This is a genomic window from Bacillus cereus G9842 (genome assembly GCF_000021305.1).
GTDB classification, from domain to species: Bacteria; Bacillota; Bacilli; order Bacillales; family Bacillaceae_G; genus Bacillus_A; species Bacillus_A thuringiensis_S.
Map to the genome: position 1 here is coordinate 3,107,295 of NC_011772.1, position 23,528 is coordinate 3,130,822.

Consider the following 23,528-nt stretch of genomic DNA (forward strand, 5'->3'; position numbering starts at 1 on the left):
TCATTCCAAATAAAAGTCAAGGAATTCCTATCCGAATTTACCGAATATCTAAAAATCCTTTTAATACACCAATTGTTTCTGGCGCTTGCAGTCTGGCACATACGTACGGAAATTCTGTACTACCTTCAAACATCATTTGAGATGTAAGCGGTGCGCCTGCCCAGAAGATTTCATCATCAATTACGATAAACGGGAATGCTTTATTTTGTCTTTGTAACTTTACATTTTTCAGTGGAACTGGTCCATCACTATAAACTGTTATCTGTGCATTTGTACGCATTAACGCTTGCCATACTCGCTTATCCACTTGTTTTGTACTTGGAAGTGAAATAATAATTTTTCGTTTTGCGGCTAAAATATCTTTTAATAACCCTTTCGGCTCTTCAAGATTCATTTCCATAAACCAGCGTAAACGTTTCGAAATTTTCCGTTCCCACAATTGTCTTGATGTCGTGCGATCATACACATCTCCATGACGTTCTATATGAGCTGTTAATTGTGATAACGCTTGTTTTCTCGAAAGGTTTTTACGCATATAATGGCAATCTGATAATTGAATGAACTTCCCTCTCGCTCTTGTCACTGCTACATTGACGAGGCGATGGTTTTTGTGATCAAAGAATAATACGCCAGGTCGTTCTTGCGGATAACTGTCAACCGTATCAAAGATCATCATATCTCTTTCAGAACCTTGGAACTTATGAACTGTCGCCGCTAAAACTGGTATGTTTTGATATTTCGTTCTCTGCAACATTTCTCTAATACACGTTGATAAAAAGCGTGACTGCGCCCTGTAAGGTGTCACAACACCAATCGACTGAACACCGTCTAACAATCCGATTAACATCATTTGCATCGCTACTAAACCAGACATAATGTTAAAACGTGAACCAGAAGCCGCATCTTTTAACGAAAAAGCTCCCATTTGGCTCGTATCAAATAAAACACTCGCTTCATTTGCGAACGGCTGCAATTGCGCAAGTTCTTTACGCTCTGAAACAGACGGATGATCGTATACTCTATTTTTATAAATAAACGAATTCGTAAACTTCGATATATCCGCATGCATACGTCTTTGTTCCTGCAACATAAATAGGTTCGGATGTGCTTCTGATTTATTAACAGACTCAACAATCCCAGCATGGTAAAACATATCTTCCCCAAGCCATTTGCGAACAAGTTCATGGTTCGCCATCGCAATTGGAGGTAATTGTAAAAAGTCGCCACAAACAACGATACGTTTTCCAAGTGAAGCAGCTAATGCGATTTGCGGAACGAACGCCATACTCACTTCATCTACGACAACTAAATCAAATGTACGCTCATAAATTAGCGCATCAATTGCACATTTTGATAGAGTTGCACCAATTACTTTCGCATTTTCAATATATTCTTTTTCTACTTCTTTAATTTTCGCTTTTTGCTTTCGAAGATCACTTTCAATCTCTTGTATACGCTTCTTATCAGCAAAAGTCGCTTTATATGATAAAATCTTTTCACAAAGATCTTGTCGTGTTTCTTCTAAATAGAGTCTTTCTTCTCCCCAAGATCCGTTCGTCGTTTCAACTAGCTTCGACGTAAGTAATGTTTCATGATTTCGTATATGTTCATGTTGACTATAACCGTAACGAACAATTTCGCCAGGTGTCCATTTCTTTTTCTTCTCAATTTGTTTCGTTACTTCGCTCATTAATACGTCCACTGCCGCATTACTATGAGCTAACACAAGTACCGATTTTCCTTTTTGGTAATGAGCCGAAATAATACGTGATAAATTGTACGACTTCCCTGTTCCAGGCGGTCCCCATACGTACGTTGTCGGATTGTAAAACGAACGATATGCTAGTTCATTTTTCGGATTTTTCATCTTCTCAATATGCTTCGGACTGCTCGTCCCATCAACGAGACGCTTTATACGATTACGTTTTAGCTTATCTTTACGTGCTTCTTTCAATCGCTCTTGCAGTTGCTCTAAAAGTTGCCACGGTTCACTGTATAAAACCGCTTCTCTTATTTCACCTTGTATATAATCATTTAATTTCAATTCTATTTCTAATCCATGTACAGATAATACTTCTCCTGTCGCTTCCTCACCATCGAACTCAATTCGAATTGGTGAACCTTCAGGTAAACTTACTTCCGAAATAAGCTGAAATACATACACTGTATTCTCATAATCTGTATATAAAAAACGACCGTTCATGATAGAAATTTTACTACCACCTATCGTTTTCCAATGTTTAATTTCATATGCTAATGCATAATGCCACTCTTTCATCGTTTCCGATAATGAAGGAGTTTGAGTAGGTATATTCATCGTATAATCTCCTTCCTTCTCCCCAAACATACTTTCTCACTATACCATACAACACGCTTAAATTTGTAAGGTTTTTATCTTGCTTATTTTCTTAATTTTCAATAATATATTGTATATAATTTTCAGAAAGAAGGAATCTACATGCCAGTTAGAAGAATTGAACACGTAGGACTTATGGTTGCAAACTTAGAAACATCTATTACTTTTTATGAAAAAGTAGTTGGCTTACAGCTCATTAAGCGAATGGGACACCCAAACCCAGACTTAAAACTCGCTTTTTTAGGTGTAGAAGAATCGAAGGAAACGATACTTGAATTAATTGAAGGCTACAATTCTTCTCTTCCGGCAGAAGGAAAAGTACATCACATTTGCTTTAAGGTAGATTCATTAGAAGAAGAAATCACAAGACTAAAGAAACACACAGTAACCTTTTTACTAGGAGAAGAAGTCGAAACATTACCAGATGGAACACGTTACATATTCTTCGCTGGTCCTGATGGAGAGTGGATTGAGTTTTTTGAGACGGAGAGATAAAACAAACCTTTATTTTGCGGGATAGAAAAGGAGCCGGAATTACGGTCCTTGTTTTTAACCAGTAACAATGAAACATACCTCCAACCTAAGAATTTGCCAAGATTAAAAATACAATCATTTTGTTAGGAGGAGAGAATGGGAAATACAGTCTTTATTATTGTTTTTTGGATACTGATACTATTTCCAATCCTTTATGTAATCAAGATAAAGGATTGGAATATAAAAACAGCTGCCTTATTTGTTGGAAGGATTCTATTAAGTATTGTCTATTTTATAAATGGAATGGTATTAGGTCTGCAACGAAATTGGGTAGAACCTCCCTATGAAACAGAATGGGATTTCTTTGTAAAGTCTTTACTAAACGGAAAAACTGATGCACTTATACACTTGTTACTTCTAATTATTATCATTACTTTGGATCTATTCATTACATTTTATTATATCAATAAAAAGAAATAGGATATTCTCTCCTATTTCTTTTTTATGAGTAGCGCCATATCGTTATCAAACTAAGGTTTTATGTTGCCCCTAAACAATAATTTTTTACATTTTTACTCTGGAGATGTCAATTTTACTATATTTTGGGTATTTATTTTTACTAGCTTGATGGACATGGGGTTGATTTATTTTCTTAGGCTGATAGGCATGTGGTGCTATCCCATTGCTATTAAGCTAAGAATTTAATTGTAATAAGGTAATACTTAAGATACAAATAAAATATCTTTTCCATGTCGCACTGTTTTATTGAAGTCTATCCCGAGTTGTAGCTAGTTCAATGCGACTGTAAATTCGGAGTTCGGTGCGCCAGCAAATACAACCGTTCCATTCTCTGGTAGTTTCACTTTGTTATTATCACTAACGACGGTAAAATTGACGCATACTCCATTCTCATCATACACCGCGAATGAACTTCCTGATGGCAACTCCACATTCATCGTTTTCCCTGCTGCCTCTTGCGGGACCGTAAACCATTTCGCATGCCCATTTTTTTGCAATGTAACTTTTGATAATCGACCTGTATCAAGGGGTTTTACGTTAGATTCACTGACGTATAAAAAGCTGGACATCTCCATATATTCAGTACCATCCCCTGTATAGAAATGGGCTTCCTTTGTATCCCGCCCATTCATCACAGGAATTTGAATTTGATGCGTCGCCGTATTCGGACCTGTAATTTTTTTGCCGTCCCAATATCCATCCTTGATCGTAATTTGTGTGTTAAGAGGCATTAGTTGTCCTAGATAGTTCATAGAATTAAATTTTTCGTTAACGAGATAGAACTTGCCACCCTCGCGCTTCGCCCATGCAGCAGCTGTTTTCTTCGGTAACACATTGTTTTCTAATTTCTGGGCTAAATAGTGAGTCAGCACATTTTGCCCCAATCCCGGTGATAATTCATATGTGCTCTCTCTCAAATAAACTTTTCCATTCTTCTCTGTGACGAAGTTAAGCTTGGAAGTACCCTTCTCATTTATAAAGCTTCCATCCGCCGTATATACATATTTTTCTTCCGGTTTAGTTGGTAAAACCAGTTCTCCCTTCTTCGTAATTTCTATTTTGAAATGGCTATAGCTATTTCCATAAAACCCTGCTTTTTTTACCACGTCTTGAGGCACTTTAGCCTTGACGGGCTTTCCGAAGGATTTATCTGGCTTTATATCCTTAATTGTCCCTTTCTCTTTAAGCCTAGCTAGCAGTAATTTATTTGCCAACAGTTGATTTGTCATGCTGCTGCCGCCGGAGGACAATACAGCTGCTGCCATCTTCTGTTCTGGAAGCACGACCAATGTAGCATGTTGCAGTATCGTATCCCCACCCTTAGTCAACGCTTTTATCCCATATTCACTGAATGGGTATAGTTTCACACTATCCCAGCCAAGTCCATAGTTGAACACATTTCCGCTATCTCCCGGCCACATTCCTTTTTTATATTCTTCTTGTTCCATCGCCTTGACTGCTTTATTAGAGAGAATTTCTTTTCCCTGTCCCATAAATATTTGTGAGAATCGCACCACATCTTCTGCAGTAGAAGAGATTCCTCCCGTACCAATTAGATTCACCATTTCACTTGGTAGCTGTCCCTGGTATGTCGGAGAATACAGTCCAGCCCGCTTTTCGTCTTCCCATTTGTCTTGCGATGTTATCGTATGATTCAGTTTTAATGGCTCTGTAAACTTTTGATGTAGAAATTCAGTAAAACTCATACCGCTGACTCTTTCTACCAAGATCTCAGCCAGTGTAAAACCGTCATTACAGTATACTGAGAACGCACCAGGGTCTGCCTTCAAGTTTTGGTTGGACAATTGTTGCAATAATATATCATGGGCGTAAGCATCATTATCTTTAAATAAAAATGCATTATTGAACGTCGAACCTTGCAAACCCGAGGAGTGATTCAACAGCATACGCGGTGTAATACGCTTATATCGTTTATCTTTCATTTTAAAATCAGGAATATAGCGGGCAACAGGAGCATCCAAATCAACTTTTCCTTCGTCTACCAGTTTCATAACAGCCGCAGCTGTATATACTTTACTGGTTGAACCAATTCCGTATAGAGTATCTTTGGTTAGTGGCTCTTTCCCTTCTATGTCGTTCTTACCTGTCTGCCCCGACAAAATAAGTTTACCATTATCAATCAGCGCATACTGTACACTAGTCGTCTCATAGGACTTCGTGAGCAGTGCAGCGTTCTCTGCAGCAATCTTCTCCAAATCTTTGCTAGCAACTTCTTGGCTAGATACAACCGGAGTCTTACTGCTAGAAGACGCTATCGCTCCTGTTGGTAGACTCATCGTTAGAGCTAAGGTAGCGGCTAACACTCCAGATAATTTATTTTCCATAAGAAAAATTCCTCCTTAGATAAATGATCGATTTCATCTTTTATTTGTTCAATTACAAACATCACATAAACTACTATTCTGGCTTTATCCCTACTGTCTATATTCAACAAGTAAAATACTTTTAAAAAGACCAGTATTCTCGGCTCTACCCATACTGTTCAAATTGCCGTCAACATATGCCCCTCCAGCAAAAGTATCAAATCCTAGAATAACATCTGTATGTTCCCATATCGGGACACCGTTAGGAAATATAATTTCATAGATTCCTAGACCATATCCATTGATTCTTCCCTTTCCTGTAGGAACTGTAGTGAGTATTCTGTTCTTTCAGTAATTGCCACCAATAGAATGCTCTTATTACTAGTTTGTTTTTCGTATAAATGTATCCTATTTACCCTCCCTCTTTTACGCTTCTCTATATTTGTATCCTACACAATAAAAATTTCTTTTTTCTTATCCATTTCTTACAATTTCCTTACGTTCAAATCACTTCTATAATTAGATAGGTTTTATTTTAAAATCTCCAGGATAATAAGTGCATATATAATCCCACGATTTTATAGAAGATGGATTAATAACCTTTCATGCACATCTCTAATATTCCCTTAGATTCCACCCTCAACCTTTACCACAGTTCCAACTGGCATCAACACTTCTTCACATTCTTATAAGTGGAAGTCATTATTTCATATTCATCATTGTAAAAAGATAAAACGAGAACTGAAACACCCCCTAATATAATTGACGTTGTATGAGCTTTGATTGATAGCGACGGGGTACCGCCAGTATTTCGGAAAAAACCACACTAAGGGTATACAAGGTTTTATACAGTTTTTCAGTTAATCCAATAAGAGACAAGAACCCTAAAACCGCACCAGGATAGGAAAGTATAAAAAATGCATAGATCCATAGAACAAAAAAAAGACGATTCCCTTGTAAAATTAGAGAACCGTCTTTTTCTTCGCTATCGATAACAAAAATCAAGTACGTAATATTTTATTTGTCGATATTTTTTCAATCTTCATTATCGATTTCTATTGTACCCGTTCTAGCACTAACCTTTAAAATATTTAACAGATTATCAGGTGTCTTAATTTCCACTTCATATTCAAATTTTGATTGTGCTAAGTTGTCATCTTCTAATTCGAATTCTTTTTTCACATTAATAATTTCTCCATTTGTATGAGCTAAAGAAATTTCACGAACTTGTTTCTCTGTGTAGTTTTCATTCTTTTTTGCATAATTGTAGCCCATACCATAATATCCACCAACAATAGCAATACCACTTACTAAAATAGCAATTACACTTATAATTATTTTCTTTTTATGCTTTAACATTTTCATCCACTCCTTAATGATTACTCCTCTATTCCAAATCTTGCTTCAAGCGCATTTTCTGCTTGCTCTAATTGATCTTCCAGTATATCGTGTTCTTTTTCTTGCGTTTGATATTGTTCAACAGTTATCGTTCCAGCGTGATAATCTGCTTCTAGCTGATTATCAGATAGATCTATCTTGTCATCCAATTGGTCAATTTCTTTTTTTGTTGCCAAGTACATATTTAAGTTATCTTCTTTTGCTCCAACTGGTTTCGTGTTATTTGCCTTTTCTACAATAGATGTAACTTCGTTTTTGAAATCTTGTGTTTGCTTCGTATCATTCGTAGCAGGCTCTGTTTTGTTTGGTTCTTGTTGTAGTTGAGCAACTTCTTTTTGTAATTTATCATTTTCCACTTTCAGTTGTTGCACTTCTGTATTGTTAACAGCTTGAGTAGAACAAGCTGTTAACAATACACAAGATATCGCTCCAATCAGCATCCATTTTCGCATTCTGTTTTCCTCCCTTTACATGTGCACCTTATCCTTGCCTTTATATTACTGAACAAACATTAAAGGAAGATTAATGTATAAAAAAATAAAGTGAAGACTTTTACGGGTAGCCCGACTTCCCCTAACTCCCTCGCATTCGCCGAATTTTGAAGGAGGAGTCTTACTGCCCGTTAATGCTGGATAAAATGATATAATTAAATCGTTTCTAATCTTGCTTTAATGTTTTTGAATTATAGTGATACATATTAATAAGAAGAAAAGGAGAATGTTAATGCGAGTTCTTATTGTCGAAGATGAACAAGACTTACAAAATATATTGGTAAAACGATTAAATGCAGAACATTATAGTGTCGATGCATGTGGGAATGGAGAAGATGCCTTGGATTATATAAACATGGCTACCTACGATTTGATTGTGCTTGACATTATGATTCCAGGAATAGATGGTTTACAAGTATTACAAAGATTACGCGCGGACAATAATACAACTCCTGTCTTGCTTCTTACAGCTAAAGATACAATTGATGATCGTGTAACAGGACTCGACTTAGGTGCGGATGATTATTTAGTAAAGCCGTTTGCTTTTGACGAACTGTTAGCAAGAATTCGAGTGTTAATGCGAAGAAAAACAGGAAATACATCTAATGTGTTTGAAATCGCTGACCTAGTGGTAGATTGCAATATGCATAAAGTAACACGAGGAGACCAAGTTATCACTCTTTCCAGTAAGGAATTTGCTATTTTAGAATATATGATTCGTAATAAAGAAGTTGTGCTGACACGAGATAAAATTGAGCAACATGTGTGGAATTACGACTATGAAGGTGGCTCAAATATTATTGATGTTTACGTCCGCTATCTTCGCAAAAAAATTGATAGCCAGTTTGAAACGAAGTTAATTCATACAGTACGAGGAACTGGTTACGTATTGCGAGTAGAATCATGAAAAGACTATCAATAAAAATGAGAGTAACCCTGTGGTATACGGGGCTAATTGTAATTATTATGGCACTCGTGTTAGCTTTTATTTTAACTTCTTCAGATAAAGTTTTGCTTTTTAATATGAAAGATCAATTAAAGAGCACAGTAAAAGAAAGCATGGAAGATATCAAATATAAGCATGGGCAGTTAAAGATTGACGATGATTTTGAAACCTTAGAAGATGGAGTAAATATTAGTATTTATAGTAAACAAGGTGAGCTGTTAGTAGGACATAGTCCAACAAGCTTTAATAAAAAGATATCGCTTAAATCCGATGAAATACAAACCATTAAAGACGGCAATAAAGAATGGATAGTATATGATTTTCTCCATAATGCAGGCGGCGATGAGCAAGTCTGGGTTCGTGGAATAATGACTATGAACCAATTATCCTCAACGATGAATACGCTTATCGTGGTAACAATCATCTCATTCCCATTACTTATTCTTATTGCGGCATTCGGAGGATATTTTATCACGCAAAGGGCATTTCGACCTGTGCAACAAATGAGTGATTCAGCTAGTAAAATTGGTGATGGTAAAGACCTTTCGAAGAGAATTAATTTACAAGGTTCACCGAAAGACGAAATGTATCATTTAGCACAAACCTTTGACAAAATGTTTGAGCGATTGGAGACATCATTTGAAAGTGAAAAACAATTTACATCTGACGCATCTCATGAATTAAGAACACCAACATCTGTTATTATTTCACAATGCGAATACGCTTTATCGCAGAAGAATAATCCGAAAGAAATGGAAGAATCGTTAGAAGTAATTTTAAAGCAATCACGTAAAATATCCACTCTAATCTCACAACTTTTATTATTAGCAAGAGCTGACCAAGGAAAACATAATACTTTCCAATTTGAATGTATCAATATGAGTGAATTAACGGAAATCGTCGTAGAAGAGCTCTCATTAATGGTACAAGAGGCTTCGATTGATATAACAATTAATATAGAGAAAGACCTATTTATTAAAGCCGATCAAACATTGATGATGCGTTTATTAATGAATTTACTAACGAATGCGATTGCTTATAGCAAAGCGAGTGGAACTGTGAATATGCAACTATTCCGTGATGAAACCAACATAATAGGTAAAGTCTCCGATAATGGCATCGGCATCAGCGAGCAACATATTACTAAAATATGGGACCGCTTCTATCGAGTTGATGCAGCACGCACATCTTCAAACATCGGAAACACAGGTTTAGGATTGTCGATGGTAAAATGGATTGTCGAACTACACGGAGGAGAAATTACGGTTGAAAGTAAATTAGGAGAAGGCAGTACTTTTACATTTAAACTACCAATTGAAAAAAGAGCATAATTTATACGTGTCTGTCGCTTCAGAATAAAGATTGATTCAAAGGCTCTCTACAATCCTTATGTAAAAATAACTGACGCATTTTAAACATCATCGATTTTATCATTTTGGACAACCTATTCTGTTAAATTAATATACATGCGAAAAAACTATCAAAATAAAACCCCAGAAATCCAATGGTCTCTGGGGCTTCATTATATATTTAGCTCTTTTTGCTTTTTGTTTTGTTTATGTCTATAGAGCAATTTTCGACTTATTAGAGAAATCACTAATAAGGTCAGAATTAATAAGATAAGTTGCATAAATGATAAATCAAAATATTTAGCACCTGTAACGATTAAAAGTGTAGAAATCGTGCCTTTTACAACGAAAAAAATAATAACCCATAACCCGCCTTTTTTCCAGTTCATTTTATATTACCCTTTCCTACGTTTAAATTCTTAAAATATTTAATGATAGTTCGTAAATATGACAACTTAATAGAAATCTATTATATTAACAAAAAATTCATGTCTAATTAAATGCGACGATTCTATATTAAGTGAAAATGATATTCATTGTCAATTTTATTGATTATTTGAATACTTATTCTCAATCTCTTTCTACTTTGTTTCTTATAAGCAATACACTTTTATATTCAAACAAAAACACCTCCATTACATTTGCACACTTAGTATGCGAATGCAAGAGGTGTTTTTTCATATACCATCAGGTAAGATTTCCTGCTTTGTTTATTTCTAGATACGTAGCTATTTTTTAGTACACAATTACTGGATCATACGTGTTCAAACTATCATATACAGTTTTTGCAACATTAGGAAGAAGGTTCACACACCCACCTGATCCACCTGTTAAATAAGCATTATTTGCCCAGTCTTTTCGCCAGCCGGCATCGTGGAATCCTTGACCGCTATTTGTGAATGGAACCCAGTAATCTACTTTAACCGCATAATCAGCTTTCCCTACTGCGCTACCTCTTAGCGTGTATGGTGTTCGTTTGTATAGGACGTACCACACACCTGGTGATGTATCTTCACCCGTGCTATGTTTACCCGTTACTACATTTGTTGTAACGACTAATTTTCCATCTTTATAAATCCAAATTTGTTGCTCTGCAATTGAAACTTCCGCATACGTGTCTCCGATGCCATTATTCGCTGTTGTTTTATAACCGATACCTTCCTTCTCCCAACCATTTCCGTGAATATTAGAAGCAGAAAGCGACTTTTCGCCTTTCTCAAAGGCTTGTTGAACTTGTTTAGTTTCTTTTTCAACATCTAATGCCCAGCCGTAGCCTTGCCCTTTTACTGATATAACTGAACCGGAATGCGTTTTAAATGAGAAATCTTTATTTAATGTTGATTTGGCATTATTAATTTCAGTAATTTTCTTCTTAATGTCACTCGCATCAATTGTAACTTTCATATCCTTTGACATAGAGGCATTTTGAATTAAATCTTTCGCTTTTAAAGGATAAACTTCATCCTGCACTTTATACTCAACAGACTGCCCAAGAAGATTCTGTAGTGCTTTCTCCTCTTTTTTGACAATTGGATCGTCTTCTTTAATAGGTTTTATGTATGCAGACTTCAGGTGAATTTCGCTTTTATATTTTTGCTTATCGTAATCTTTTAGTAGACTAGTAACGTCATACTGTTTTCCTTCAACACTTTTCGAAATAACTATTTTTCCTTGTTCTAGCTTCGCCATAGCATCTTGAGGCGCTTTTAATTTTTCATTCATAGAGATGAGCGTTTCTTCTACAAGTTTTTTCATCGTTTCACTACGATACTGATCTGCCTTCTCTGGTAGTAATGAATAATTTTCTCCCTTTGAGGAAGGGAAAAATGTCCACTGACTTTTTAATAGTTTCTTAACTTGAGGCAAATCTTTTTCCGTAAGTTCCGTTTTTGTATCTTTTTCATCTAAAATTTGTTGTTGATCAACATAGACTTTGTTTGCTAGTCCAGATGTCTTTAATTTCTGTATTGCCTGATCAGCGCTCAGACCACCAACTTTTGTGTCATTAATTGTAACATTCGAATTGAAGTGAGTTGCCTGATAATAACTCATTCCCCCAATAAGAAGTGCAATTACACCAATACCCACTGCGATAAACTTCCAATTTGTATAACGTTTTTTTGATCTTACTCGTTTTTGATCAATTTCTTCAACTGATTCATTTGTTGTATTGTTGTTCATCAATCTTTCCCCCGTATGCATTAACGTCAAACGATTTTCAACTAAAATCATAGACTAGTGTACCTTATTTTTCCTAAAATTTCATTATTTCCGACCACATTTTATCGCAATTCATCGATTAAATTTAGATTTTTTAATGGTACGATGCATTGAACATCCCTTTACAAGTCATAAAGTGAAATTTCAATCAATCGTTATACATCAAGAAAATTAGCTAAATCTTATTCGGAAAATTTTTCCTCTTTACGTAAAATACGAATTATATTCTCCATTTTATGAACATCAACCCCTAATTTTGTCAAAAAAATAAACGATAGTCCTTCTACATTTTTGATAAAAGGACTATCGTTTTTTCAGTTAGAGTATTTGTATAATCGTTTAACTTTTTATTTCCTGAAGGTCTAACGTGATGAAGATGATGAAATTTCATCTCATAGCCTTTAAATGAAAAACATTATGTTTTTTATGACAATCAAGTTTATTTTTATAAATTAAACCCTTAGCTTGATGCCTCTCATATATCCAGCAGCCTAAGATTAAGTAAGAGTCCGTTCAACTAGATTTTTTCTAATATTTTTAGGAGCATCTTATTTCTCCTTGGCATATTTCACCAATTTTATTTAAAATACATCCATATGCTATTTAGTAAAATTTACGATTCGAGACGTAATTATTGCAGTAATCAAGATAATAATAGCGGTTATCAAGCCAGATTCTCCAATCCAAATCTCAGTTTGATACCCTGTACTTGCACGTGTGAAAGGTCCTTGAATAATGGCATTCCAAGTAGCATGGATGATAACCGAAGGCCAAATGCTACCTGTGATAAGTCGTAAATAAGCTATAATATAACCGAATGGTACAATACAAAGATAGATACCAAGTACTGAAAGAACGACAGATGGTCCCGCTACATATAGACCAGCAATAACTATTGGAACATGCCACGTTGCCCAAATCAATCCACTAATAAGGATGGGCCGTGAAAACTCTGCATCGACTAGCCTTGTGAGCATATAACCTCGCCAGCCCATTTCTTCTCCCAAAGCCGGGATTAAGCCAAGCAAACTTCCGAAAATGCCGCTCAATACTACTAGATAAATGAAGTTGAATGGTGCCGTTACATACTGAAGCCCAAGCATATTGTAGATCGGTTCTAAAATAAACATACCAACTTCGGGATACTGAAACCCCGCAATTCCGCTCAACCAGGCGATAGAATAAGTAATTCCACAAATAATCATAGGGATTAGCAGAGCAAAACCAATCCCTTTCCATATCTTTAAGTTACCGAGACTAAAAGATACATCTTTAAACCCTTCTTTCAGTATTATGCGAGTCAAAATAGAAGATAATGCTGGGGTAAACATATATACCACAATAAGCGGCATACTTTTCGTAATTATTACTACTACATTTAGGATAATAGAAGTAATGATTAAGATACTCAAAAAGAGTTGAAGTCCTATTTTAGCACGTTGGATTTTATCTTTATTGTGGAACGATTTTGCGTGTAATATCATTTTAATCCGCCCTTCCCCTTTCATTCACTTGTTTATCGAATTTACTTCTTGTCATTTCCACAGACACAACTTAGAATAAAAATGTTTTTGTATACAGATTCATTCATCTTTAAAATCCCTCCCCAATTTATAGTCTAGTCTTACTTACGACTCATCAATGTAATTATTATTTATAAGTTGTCATAACCGATAGTACAAAAGTGTAATGATTAGTCTATGACCTGTGTCAATTAACCTTATGACAATATGTAACTAGAAAATATGATATGGGATAGATAACAATTGAATTAAGGCAATTGATACGTGCAAGTACATGAATCAATCTTGCTTTTAAAAATAATTCAATTGGGGTGAAAAAAATGAATAAGAAAAGAATAATTGCAATGGTTAGTACAGCTTTATTAGTCACAGGATGTGGGGAAGTAGGAAACGCTCAAACGGTAGCAGTCGAAAATTCAGGTCAATCAATCCAAAAAAATATAGTTAAATCAATACAATCACAGGCTAACCCATTAAAAACGATAGATCCGTCAAAACCATTTGAGGATTTAAAACCACTTAAGAAAATGATTGGGAGCGCGCAATATGTGGGGTTAGGAGAGAATACTCATGGAAGCTCTGAAATTTTCACTATGAAATTTCGCCTTGTGAAATATTTGGTTACTGAGGTGGGTTTTACAAATTTCGCAATGGAAGAAGATTGGGGAAACGGCTTAAAGCTAAATGAATATATCCAAACAGGAAAAGGAAACCCTAGGGAGTTTTTAAACTTGTTATATCCTACTGATGAAATTATAGCCATGATTGAGTGGATGAAAGATTATAATGCCGATCCATCCAATAAAAACAAGATCCAATTTATCGGGCTCGACTTAAAGGAATTGGACCAAGGTTGCTTTAATAAAGTAATTGATTATGTAAAGCTGCATCGACCAAATTTGCTGGCAGAAGTAGAAGAAAATTATAAAGAATTGTCGGCTTTTAATGGAAGTACACAGGAATATATGGACCTTGCTCCTGAAATAAAAGAAAAGTTCAAAGCAAACGCTGAGAGAGTAGCTCGATTACTAAAAGATGAGAATAAACAAGCCAACACAGAAATAGTTTCACCCGAGTACATCTGGGCGAAAGCAACGGCAAGTGCAATAGAGAAATTTACCACAATGCTAATTCCTAACGACTATCCAAGTATGTTAAAGCTACATGAGCAATACTTGGCCGATCATGCAATGTGGGCACAAGAAACATTTGGTGGTAAAACGATGGTATGGGGACACAATATTCATATTGCTAAAGGAATTATCGATGAGAAATTATACCCTTATGTTGCGGGGCAATTTTTGAAGGAACGTTTAGACAATAATTATGTCACAATTGGTAGTACAACTACGAAGGGGAATTTCACCTTATACAGCGAATATGATCCTTCTACTGGAGGTAAGATTACAACGCGTGCGATTCCACAAAATGTAAATAGTTTTAACTATACCCTCGGAAAAGTACCATATAACATGTTTTTATTGGATAACCGTCACCTTAAAGGACAAGCAGAGAAATGGGTTAAAGCCAAAAGACCATTACTAAGTATAGGGGGACAAATATTCCCAAACGAATCGACATACTTTGATAAATCATTGCTTGAGCAATTTGATATTATTTTTCACATTCGAAAAACAAGTCCATCTCATATTAAATAAAAGTACAAAACAATCCCGTTCTTGCAAATGCAAAAACGGGATTGTTTTGTGGAGGATTAATAAAATGAAACTTTATTCAGTAGGGGTTTTGTTCATCCCAACTGATTATCAGCCCTCACCAATCGGGCTTTTACGGACAGCCCGACCCCCACCTAACTTCTTTGCTTCCACCTGAATTTTGAGGTGGGGGTCTTACTGCCCGGCAAATAGCGGGATATAAGCATCTTTTTAACCAGCAGTAGGCTGCTCTCCCCTTTTTAGCATCATTTAGAAATGTCATATGACACTTTTACACTAGTGAGAATGACAAAAAAAACAGTATGATTCGGTTATTACATAGATAGGAGCGATGAACTTTATGAAATCAAAATTCATCCAGAATGGTTATTTTTTATTGCTAACTTTCGTTACAGGATTGTTTTATTTTTGTTTTTATCTAATAGCTCTGCTATTTAGTTTCACCCTTTCATTTACTGTTGTTGGGATTCCATTAATTATGCGCGTACTACAGACTACCACACACTTTATCCAATTCGAGCGCATACAGACGAAAATTTATACAGATATTTCAACAGACTCTTACGATAGAAATATAACAATGGATACATCGAACTGGGCTCAGGTGAAATTAGTGCTTACAGATCGTTGTACTTGGTCTGCTGTCTATTGGTTAATGCAGAAATTTGTGATTGGCATTTTCAGTCTTATTAGTGCAATCATTTTTTATGTAATGCCACTTATGTTCCTGTTGGCACCACTACTGTATCGATACATCGATATGAATATTATATTCATACAGATAGATACGTTTGCCAAGTCACTCTTTGTAATGTTTATGGGTATAGTATTTACCGCCATAAGTATTAGAATAGTAGAAGGTTTGACACAGAAAATTGGGGGCTATACACGTAGTATGATTCAGCAACTAAATCAATAGAAGTTTGCAGTCTGTGAGTAGTATCGCAGTTTTAAATTAAAAAGTATAATAAGGCATGAAGGATTAATTTATACTATAGGAAGTAAAAAGGTAGGCTATTTAGGGGGTAAATGACTTGTTAGATATGGTTAAGTATTGGTTTTGGTACGATTGGATTATGTTAGGAGTCCGTATACTTGTTAGTGTCTCTATCGCCATAACCACATTAGATTTTCAGGATAGTTTAACATTGCCACTTTGGATTGTTATTTTTTGGGAGGTTGTTGCCTTCTCGATTCCATGGGTAGCCTTACTGTTCAATTACAAATATTACTTGTTCACAGAAATACTGCTATATGGTGGACTGTGTATATATTTAACCTCTTTATTTCCGGAAGCTAACGTTACATTTCTGATATCGGCTTTTCTAATTGCTGCGAATAGTAAGCATTTGTCCTATTATTGGACAGCTCCAACAACAGTTTTTATAACAACTGGAATTCTCTATGCGGTTGCGCCAAGTAATAGCTATTGGATTTTGGTTACCTACTATGGACTTGCTTATGTAATGGGCTTCGCTTTTCATTTATTAATCGTCAATCATAAACAAAATGAATCAATTCGTAAACAAAACGCGGTACTTGAGCAATATATGTCTCAGATTGAACGCATCACACTGGCGGAAGAACGGAACAGACTGTCGAGTGAGCTTCATGATACAGTTGGTCATGCTTATACTTCTATTATTATGGGGATGGAAACGTTGCGTACCGAACTTTCTACTGAAATGGGTATACAGAGGCTAGACTCTCTGCTTGAAATGGGACGGAAAAGTATCGAGGACGTGAGAGGTTACCTACATCAAATGGATTCTTCATGTCAATCGCCTTCCTTAATTCAATCTCTACAAAATCTTGGAGCCGAATTTCAGGAGCACGCTCAGGTAAATGTAAGTTTTAGGACATTCGGAGAGGAATATCAGCTGTCTCGGCAAGCGAAGATCGCATTCATTCGTTGCTTACAAGAGTCCCTTACGAATGCAGTACGTCATGGTCAGGGGACTGAAATTATAGTTTCATTGCAGTTTGACGAACAATATACGAGGTTAGAAGTTCAAGATAATGGAAAAGGAAATGTAGAATGGCAGGAAGGCTTTGGTATGAATGCGATGAAAGAACGGGCAATGAACTTGCAAGGTCAATTGTCTGTATATACAAAGCCAGAGGAAGGAATGCTTGTTACATGTACCATACCGCGACAAACTGAAATAAAAGATGGACTTATTCGTTTGTTAATTGTAGACGATCAACCATTTGTTCGGGAAAGTTTGAGGACACTACTCGATAGATATGAAGATTTAAATGTAGTCGGTTTAGCTGAGGATGGCAATGAAGCCATCGATTTGTGTGGGCGCCTTCAACCCCATGTTATACTTATGGATTTAGATATGCAGCACATGGATGGAGTCGAAGCAACCAAAAAAATCAAGCAACAATGGCCACATATCCGCGTATTGATTTTCACAACTTTTCAGGATACCGAACAGGCGTTGGAATCCCTTCGCAACGGTGCGGATGGTTTTTTACTCAAATCTATTGAAACATTGGAGCTAGCTAATACGATCCGACTTATTCACAAAGGTGGGACACTGATTGATCAGGGAATGTCTCACAAAATATTTGAGAAGTTTGATGAGCAAAAAGAGACACCACAATCAAAAGCAACCGCTTATGAGCTAACAGCTAGGGAGATAGAAATATTGCAGCTAGTGGCAAAGGGACTTCGATACACTACCATAGCATCAAGGTTATATTTATCGAATGGTACGGTCAGAAATTATGCTTCCACAGCTTATACAAAGCTAGGAGTCCGCAACAAAGAAGAAGCTGTTCAAAAGGCTCTAGAAATTGGAATTATTGAATAAGAAAAATGTTTTTTGTTTCTCTACAGCAAGGTAAAATGTAGTTACAAGATACAGTAAAGGATAAAGTGAAACTTTAATCAGTGGGAGTTTTGTTCATCCCCCACTGATTATCAGCCCTCACCAATCGGGCTTTTACGGGCAGCCCGCCCCACCTCACTTTTTTGCTCTCGCTGAATTTTGAGGTGGGGGTCTCACTGTCCGTTAATGCGGGATAAACTTATGAATTTAGTTGAATATTATTTTTGATAGGTAATTTTTTTGAAAAATTTAACCCTGTTTTAAAAAATTTAAATAGCGTTACTACATATTGAATGTAGCAACGCTATTGTTTTCTATATTAGAAATTAAACATCTTTATTATCGCTATACGGAAGACAGTTTCAGGTCTTTTCATGTGGGAATTCCTCTAAACCAGTCCCCCCTAATTCACTTGTTGTCTCTGAAAATAGTCATTTAAAAATATAGTTGCTAATTTCATTTCACTCTTCCTTGCACCCAAGTGGCAATATCATTTATAACATACTCTGGGATATTAGCAGGACTATACTATTCATCCGATTGACTTAATTCTCCTTCTCCTTCTGTAAAGAAGTGATTTAACTTTTGATACAGTCAATAATCAATGTTATCTCTCTCTTTTAATTGTTATTTCCAAAAAGGATTATCTATCATTCTTTATAAATTGCAAAATTTAAGGTCGGCAAAGGATTTCTATTTTTTATAAACAGGTGGAATGCTTTGTGGAAAATTGAAAATATCTTCTGGATCGTATTTAGCTTTCACTTGAGTCAATCGTTTAAAGTTTTCACCATAATATAAATCCGACCAATCTTTCATTGAGAGGTCAGGTGTGTTAACATAGACACCTTTCGTAAAAGGAATTAACGCGTGACGAAAAGCTTCTACCCAACGAATCCCTTGTGCAGCTCCCTCAGGTTTGTCCCAAGTGGAAAATAACACCATATTCATTAGAGCTTTTCGATAAAAATAAGCAGTTGCTTCCTCGGGTACTGCAGAAACAGTCCCCCCTAAGCCCTGAAAAAATATAGAAACAGTAGAATTAGGTGGAGATTGACTCATAAAATGTTGAATCGTAGCAATACCTTCTTCAGGTAATAAAGAATCCATAAAAGGTGCTACGCTTTTAAATGGAAAAGGAGTTGTAGGCTGATGATTGGATATTAACGTTATAGCTTCTAAATAAGAGAGTTCTTTTATGTCTACCTTTATAGGTGATCCAATTTTGAGAAGTGGTTGTATCAATTTCTGTAAGTCTGTAACTGATCCATGAAAAATCCCATGCATCAACACAGGAGCTGTCTTTTCTGAAGACAATAATAATGTAGGAGTAAAGCGTTTATCAGAAGTAGGTAGAGTATACTTTTGCCATTCCTGTATAACGGCTTTTAAATCTTGATGCCTCCAACTAACTTCAACAAAACCAACAGTCTTAATTTCCTGAGTACGAAAGCGAAAAGATGTACAAATACCGAAACTTCCGCCTCCACCACGTAAAGCCCAAAATAGATCAGGATGCTCCTGATCATTAACCTGCAATACACAGCCGTTAGCATCAACCATTTCTATTTCTACGACATGATCAAGTAGTAGTCCTAATGGTCGAGAAAGAATACCTTGCCCACCACCTAGCGCTATTCCTGCGATAGCTGGTTTAGGACAGACCCCATTAGGAATAGCTAATCCCTCTTTCCCAAGAAGCTCAGCTAGATGGAGATTTTTACAACCAGCTCCTACTGTAACAGTTTTTGATGTTGGATCTATTTTTATTTGATTTATCTCACTGACATCAATTACAATACCACCATCTAAAACTGACAAGCCTTCATAATTGTGCCCTCCTGAACGTACTCGGATAGGTACGTTATTATGTAACGACCATCGTACTGCATTCACAACGTCTTGAGTATTTTGTGCAAAGACAATAACAAAAGGGAATCTATTAAAAAATGTGTTGAACGCTTGACGTGCTGAATCATATTGCGCTTCACCAGGCGATACAATACGTCCTGTTAAACTTATATTTTCATCATAGAGCATATAGAAACCTCTCTCTCCGTACAAAAATTTTTAATGCTATCATGCTAATAATATGTATGTAAAAAAAAGTAAGAACCGCCAATTATATTGGTGATTCTTACTTTTTTTCATAAAATTAAACAAATCCGTGCAGCTTTTAAATCGACAAAAGCCGTTTTTGAGCCTTTATTTTTACTATATGGCGTAGTGACGCATACATACCTATCAACCTTGCTTGATGGTGATAGGACACGGCAACAATCCTTTCTCTTTCGGGCTACTCATTATAAATAATAGATTTTCAGGGTGAAACTTTAACTTATGAGATTATAGCATTACAAGCTTTAAAGAAAACTCATACAAATTAATCCTATTAAATAAAACTTGCCAATGGCCCCTAAAAGTAGTAATCGTTGCCGCGCCCCTTCTTAGATAAAAGATAAATTTTTAATTTAAAATCTAAAATAAATAGTTTATGGACTGTAGTGCTAGTCCACCTATTATTTCTAAATTTCTTGTACCCATTCAAAATAATCAATAAAACGAGGTCCGATTATGTCTATACTTCGTATAAATAACATCATTACATTAATCTTTTTTCGGGAGTACAATCCCTTTATATAATTGAACTGTAATCAAGTAATAAATCGAGTAAATTACTACAAAAATAACAAGTGGTAACCAAATACGAAAGTACGGATCGATTAAAAGCGATCCAAACATGTTCATACCAACTAATATGTGAGTAATCCCCACAATTGCTGGGAATAAGAATATGAAGAATAACTCTTTATAGATTGATTTTGTTAATAATTCTCGGCGAACACCAATTTTACGAAGCATTTGATAACGTGCTACATCTTTTGATGCTCCCGACAGAACTTTAAACATTAAGCAACTTGCCATCATTGCTAAAAATGCAACTCCAACGAAAAAGCCCATAAACATTAGTCCGCTGGAAAAATCATGACTCGTAATATATTTTTGATACTTACTATCCAATTCTTCCGCTTTCACATTTTTATATTTTGCTATCTGTAATTCATCAAGTTTTTTCCATTCTTTTATGTATGATCCAAAATCATCTGTTTTCCCTATAAATACAGTACTTTCTTTACCCTTCAACCCATCGTATATGTTTTGTTCTACAATTTTGATTTCATAATCAGGATACATATAATTTGGCTGGATCGTTCTGAAAGCCTGAATCCATTGTTTTGTGTCGATCTCTCCTTTAACCCATTTTATTGAAAATGCACCAATTGGTACTTCCTCTGAAACTTTCTCTATTTTCATACCTTGCAAGAAAGGACGATTTTTTTCTACATCTTCTTTAAGATAATAAACATACCTATCATCAACTTTGTAATGGTATTCAAATTTTTCTTGAAATAAGATACCACCCAAAATTGTCTTTTCTTCCGCAGTTGGATTATGAATGACTGAATCGTAAATTCGCATTTGATCTGTCATGTTTATAATGTTGTTTTTAAATGCCATACCACAAGCAATTCCACCAGCACCAAGAGCCACTAAAATTGCTACTGTTGCAAGCACATTTGTTAGACTATTAATGCGGAAATTTAATTGTGCAAAAGTAAAAGCATTGAGGCCTTTTTCACTACGTTTTTTATTACTCTTTAGCTTGTTAATCATAACTGGAAGAAGGGATCCAAATATAAGGTAAGTACCAACGGTTGCTGAGATTAATCCGACGGCCATTAATCCCAAAGCAATTAGCGGATTTGCATATGACATATAGATCAGTGATGCATAACCAATACCTAATAAAAGAATACCAAGGAATGCAATTACAACTGTCATTTTTCCTTTTATGGCAACACGTTCTGTTTGTGCATCTGCATGTACAAGTTGCAGTACAGAAATACGCGATAATTTAATACTATTCATAATTGCAGATAATACAAATAGTGCAAAGAAGAAGACGCAAGTAATAGCTATTGATGGCAGATAAAATGCTTTATAACCTTCACCAGCAAACTCGAGTTGTTTCATTAATAGCTGACCGATACCTTCTGCAAGTCCTACACCAATTGTAATTCCAATCAAAAGAGAGGTGGCACCTAATATGATTGTTTCAATGAACATAAGTAAGGTAACTTTATGCTTTTTTGCTCCTAACATCATATACATACCAAATTCTTTTTGACGAAGAGCTGATAAGAAAGAGTTTGCATATAAAATATAGAAAAATGTGATAATCGCTAACAAAACGGAACCAATTTTAAAGACAGCCACAATATCCCTAATAGAAGAGTTAGATTCAAGGAACGTTTTATTGGATGCTAGCGTTTGAAACATATAAAAAGTTGAAATAGAGACAATAAGACCAACAAGTAAAACAATGTAATCTTGCAACTTACTTTTTAGGCCTGACATAGAAAGCTTAAATAACATGATTGAACTTCCTTCCTTACGCTTTTTCTGTGCCTAAGTTTGCAAGCACATCTAAAATTTCTTTATAGAATTCTTCACGGGTACTACCGCGATGAATTTCTTTATATAACTCACCATCTTGAATGAATAAAATACGTTGACAGTAACTTGCGCTGTAAGGATCATGCGTAACCATCATAATGGATACACCTTGCTCTTTATTTAAGCTTGTCATGGCATTAAGTAAACTCGTTGCATTTTTAGAATCTAGGGCTCCAGTCGGCTCGTCTCCCAAAATAATTGCTGGTTCATGAACTAACGCACGTGCTGCTGCGGAACGTTGCTTTTGTCCACCAGATACTTCAGAAGGATATTTTTGAAGTATAGCTGTAATGCCTAACATATCAGCTACTTTTTCTACTTTCTTTCCAATATTACGAGATGAAACACCTTGAAGTGAAAGTGGGAGTGCGATATTTTCATAGATAGATAAATTCTCCAATAAGTTAAAGTCTTGGAAAATGAATCCTAACTTTTGTGAACGAAAATCAGAAAGTTCACCCTGCTTCATCCTCGTAATATCCGTTCCTGCAATTTCAACAACGCCGCCTGTCGCTTTATCTAACGTTGAAATTACATTTAATAATGTTGTTTTACCAGAACCAGAAGGCCCCATAATACCGACAAACTCCCCCTCTTGAATTGAGAATGATACACCTTTTAATGCATGTGATTGATTCTCACCTTTTTTACCGTACAATTTTTGAATGTTTTTTACATCTACAACTGGCTTTATCATTTATATCCTCCTACATTTTTTATTTCATTACAATAAGCTACTACGTTTGTTTACTACTAATAAAATAGTCATATTGCATTCACCCTAAAGCTACAATGAAGTCTTTCCTTTTTTCTTCTTTGCTCACCTCATCACTTTGAATACACCCATGATAAACTATAAAAATTAGGAAACACCCTGTAAAATCCTTAAGAATT

The 23,528-nt window shown here is 35.6% G+C and carries 17 protein-coding genes and 1 pseudogene; 7 read left to right on the forward strand and 11 right to left on the reverse strand.

Annotated features, from left to right (window positions below):
- Nucleotides 1-37: 37 nt before the first annotated feature.
- On the reverse strand, nt 38-2,347 hold the full coding sequence (locus BCG9842_RS15605; RefSeq protein ID WP_041488128.1) for an AAA domain-containing protein: 2,310 nt from the start codon (nt 2,345-2,347) through the stop codon (nt 38-40).
- A gap of 111 nt (nt 2,348-2,458) precedes the next feature.
- Here BCG9842_RS15605 and BCG9842_RS15610 point away from each other — a divergent pair, with 111 nt between their 5' ends.
- The gene (locus BCG9842_RS15610) at nt 2,459-2,851 is read left to right on the forward strand and encodes a VOC family protein (protein WP_001145295.1); all 393 of its coding nucleotides are present in this window, start codon (nt 2,459-2,461) and stop codon (nt 2,849-2,851) included.
- 135 nt (nt 2,852-2,986) lie between these two features.
- Nucleotides 2,987-3,310 carry a hypothetical protein gene (locus BCG9842_RS15615; protein WP_000528636.1) on the forward strand — a complete coding sequence of 108 codons (324 nt, stop codon included), beginning with the start codon at nt 2,987-2,989 and terminating at the stop codon, nt 3,308-3,310.
- Nucleotides 3,311-3,618: 308 nt separating this feature from the next.
- Here BCG9842_RS15615 and BCG9842_RS15620 read toward each other — a convergent pair whose 3' ends face one another.
- From BCG9842_RS15620 to BCG9842_RS15630, 3 genes are all read right to left on the reverse strand, one after another.
- Nucleotides 3,619-5,694, reverse strand: coding sequence for a serine hydrolase domain-containing protein (locus BCG9842_RS15620; RefSeq protein WP_000428444.1), 2,076 nt, complete (start codon nt 5,692-5,694; stop codon nt 3,619-3,621).
- A gap of 1,014 nt (nt 5,695-6,708) precedes the next feature.
- On the reverse strand, nt 6,709-7,032 hold the full coding sequence (locus BCG9842_RS15625; RefSeq protein ID WP_000912129.1) for a PepSY domain-containing protein: 324 nt from the start codon (nt 7,030-7,032) through the stop codon (nt 6,709-6,711).
- Between the two features lie 20 nt (nt 7,033-7,052).
- Entirely contained in the window at nt 7,053-7,523 is a 471-nt protein-coding gene (locus tag BCG9842_RS15630; RefSeq protein WP_001233663.1) for a hypothetical protein, read from the reverse strand.
- Between the two features lie 271 nt (nt 7,524-7,794).
- On the opposite strand from BCG9842_RS15630, the gene BCG9842_RS15635 reads away from it, so the two are divergent.
- Both BCG9842_RS15635 and BCG9842_RS15640 read left to right on the forward strand, forming a co-directional pair.
- The gene (locus BCG9842_RS15635; RefSeq protein WP_001264526.1) at nt 7,795-8,469 is read left to right on the forward strand and encodes a response regulator transcription factor; all 675 of its coding nucleotides are present in this window, start codon (nt 7,795-7,797) and stop codon (nt 8,467-8,469) included.
- On the forward strand, nt 8,466-9,839 hold the full coding sequence (locus tag BCG9842_RS15640; RefSeq protein ID WP_002162747.1) for a sensor histidine kinase: 1,374 nt from the start codon (nt 8,466-8,468) through the stop codon (nt 9,837-9,839). Before BCG9842_RS15635 ends, BCG9842_RS15640 begins: the two co-directional genes overlap by 4 nt.
- A 191-nt stretch (nt 9,840-10,030) precedes the next feature.
- Here BCG9842_RS15640 and BCG9842_RS15645 read toward each other — a convergent pair whose 3' ends face one another.
- From BCG9842_RS15645 to BCG9842_RS15660, 3 genes are all read right to left on the reverse strand, one after another.
- Nucleotides 10,031-10,246, reverse strand: a complete 216-nt coding sequence (locus BCG9842_RS15645) for a hypothetical protein (RefSeq protein WP_001104104.1) — start codon at nt 10,244-10,246, stop codon at nt 10,031-10,033.
- A 346-nt stretch (nt 10,247-10,592) separates the two neighbouring features.
- Nucleotides 10,593-12,038, reverse strand: coding sequence for a L,D-transpeptidase family protein (locus BCG9842_RS15650; RefSeq protein WP_001064072.1), 1,446 nt, complete (start codon nt 12,036-12,038; stop codon nt 10,593-10,595).
- A gap of 638 nt (nt 12,039-12,676) precedes the next feature.
- Complete coding sequence (locus BCG9842_RS15660) at nt 12,677-13,561, reverse strand: CPBP family intramembrane glutamic endopeptidase (protein ID WP_000600467.1); 885 nt, start codon at nt 13,559-13,561, stop codon at nt 12,677-12,679.
- 359 nt (nt 13,562-13,920) lie between these two features.
- Between BCG9842_RS15660 and BCG9842_RS15665 the strand changes: the two genes are divergently transcribed.
- From BCG9842_RS15665 to BCG9842_RS15675, 3 genes are all read left to right on the forward strand, one after another.
- Nucleotides 13,921-15,258 (forward strand): erythromycin esterase family protein, encoded by a 1,338-nt coding sequence (locus BCG9842_RS15665; protein ID WP_001036177.1) that lies wholly within the window; start codon nt 13,921-13,923, stop codon nt 15,256-15,258.
- Between the two features lie 358 nt (nt 15,259-15,616).
- Nucleotides 15,617-16,195: a sensor domain-containing protein gene (locus BCG9842_RS15670; RefSeq protein WP_000836848.1), complete on the forward strand. Its 579-nt coding sequence runs from the start codon at nt 15,617-15,619 to the stop codon at nt 16,193-16,195.
- Between the two features lie 115 nt (nt 16,196-16,310).
- Nucleotides 16,311-18,098, forward strand: coding sequence for a helix-turn-helix transcriptional regulator (locus BCG9842_RS15675; RefSeq protein ID WP_000886420.1), 1,788 nt, complete (start codon nt 16,311-16,313; stop codon nt 18,096-18,098).
- Between the two features lie 474 nt (nt 18,099-18,572).
- On the opposite strand, the pseudogene BCG9842_RS31360 reads toward BCG9842_RS15675, so the two are convergent.
- The 4 genes and pseudogenes from BCG9842_RS31360 to BCG9842_RS15690 all read right to left on the reverse strand — a co-directional run.
- A pseudogene (locus tag BCG9842_RS31360) lies at nt 18,573-18,767 on the reverse strand (alpha/beta hydrolase); the annotation flags it as partial.
- Nucleotides 18,768-18,809: 42 nt separating this feature from the next.
- On the reverse strand, nt 18,810-20,156 hold the full coding sequence (locus tag BCG9842_RS15680; protein WP_000964999.1) for an FAD-binding oxidoreductase: 1,347 nt from the start codon (nt 20,154-20,156) through the stop codon (nt 18,810-18,812).
- A gap of 567 nt (nt 20,157-20,723) precedes the next feature.
- Complete coding sequence (locus BCG9842_RS15685; protein WP_000897822.1) at nt 20,724-22,553, reverse strand: FtsX-like permease family protein; 1,830 nt, start codon at nt 22,551-22,553, stop codon at nt 20,724-20,726.
- 16 nt (nt 22,554-22,569) lie between these two features.
- On the reverse strand, nt 22,570-23,331 hold the full coding sequence (locus BCG9842_RS15690; RefSeq protein ID WP_000595169.1) for an ABC transporter ATP-binding protein: 762 nt from the start codon (nt 23,329-23,331) through the stop codon (nt 22,570-22,572).
- Between the last annotated feature and the right edge of the window lie 197 nt (nt 23,332-23,528).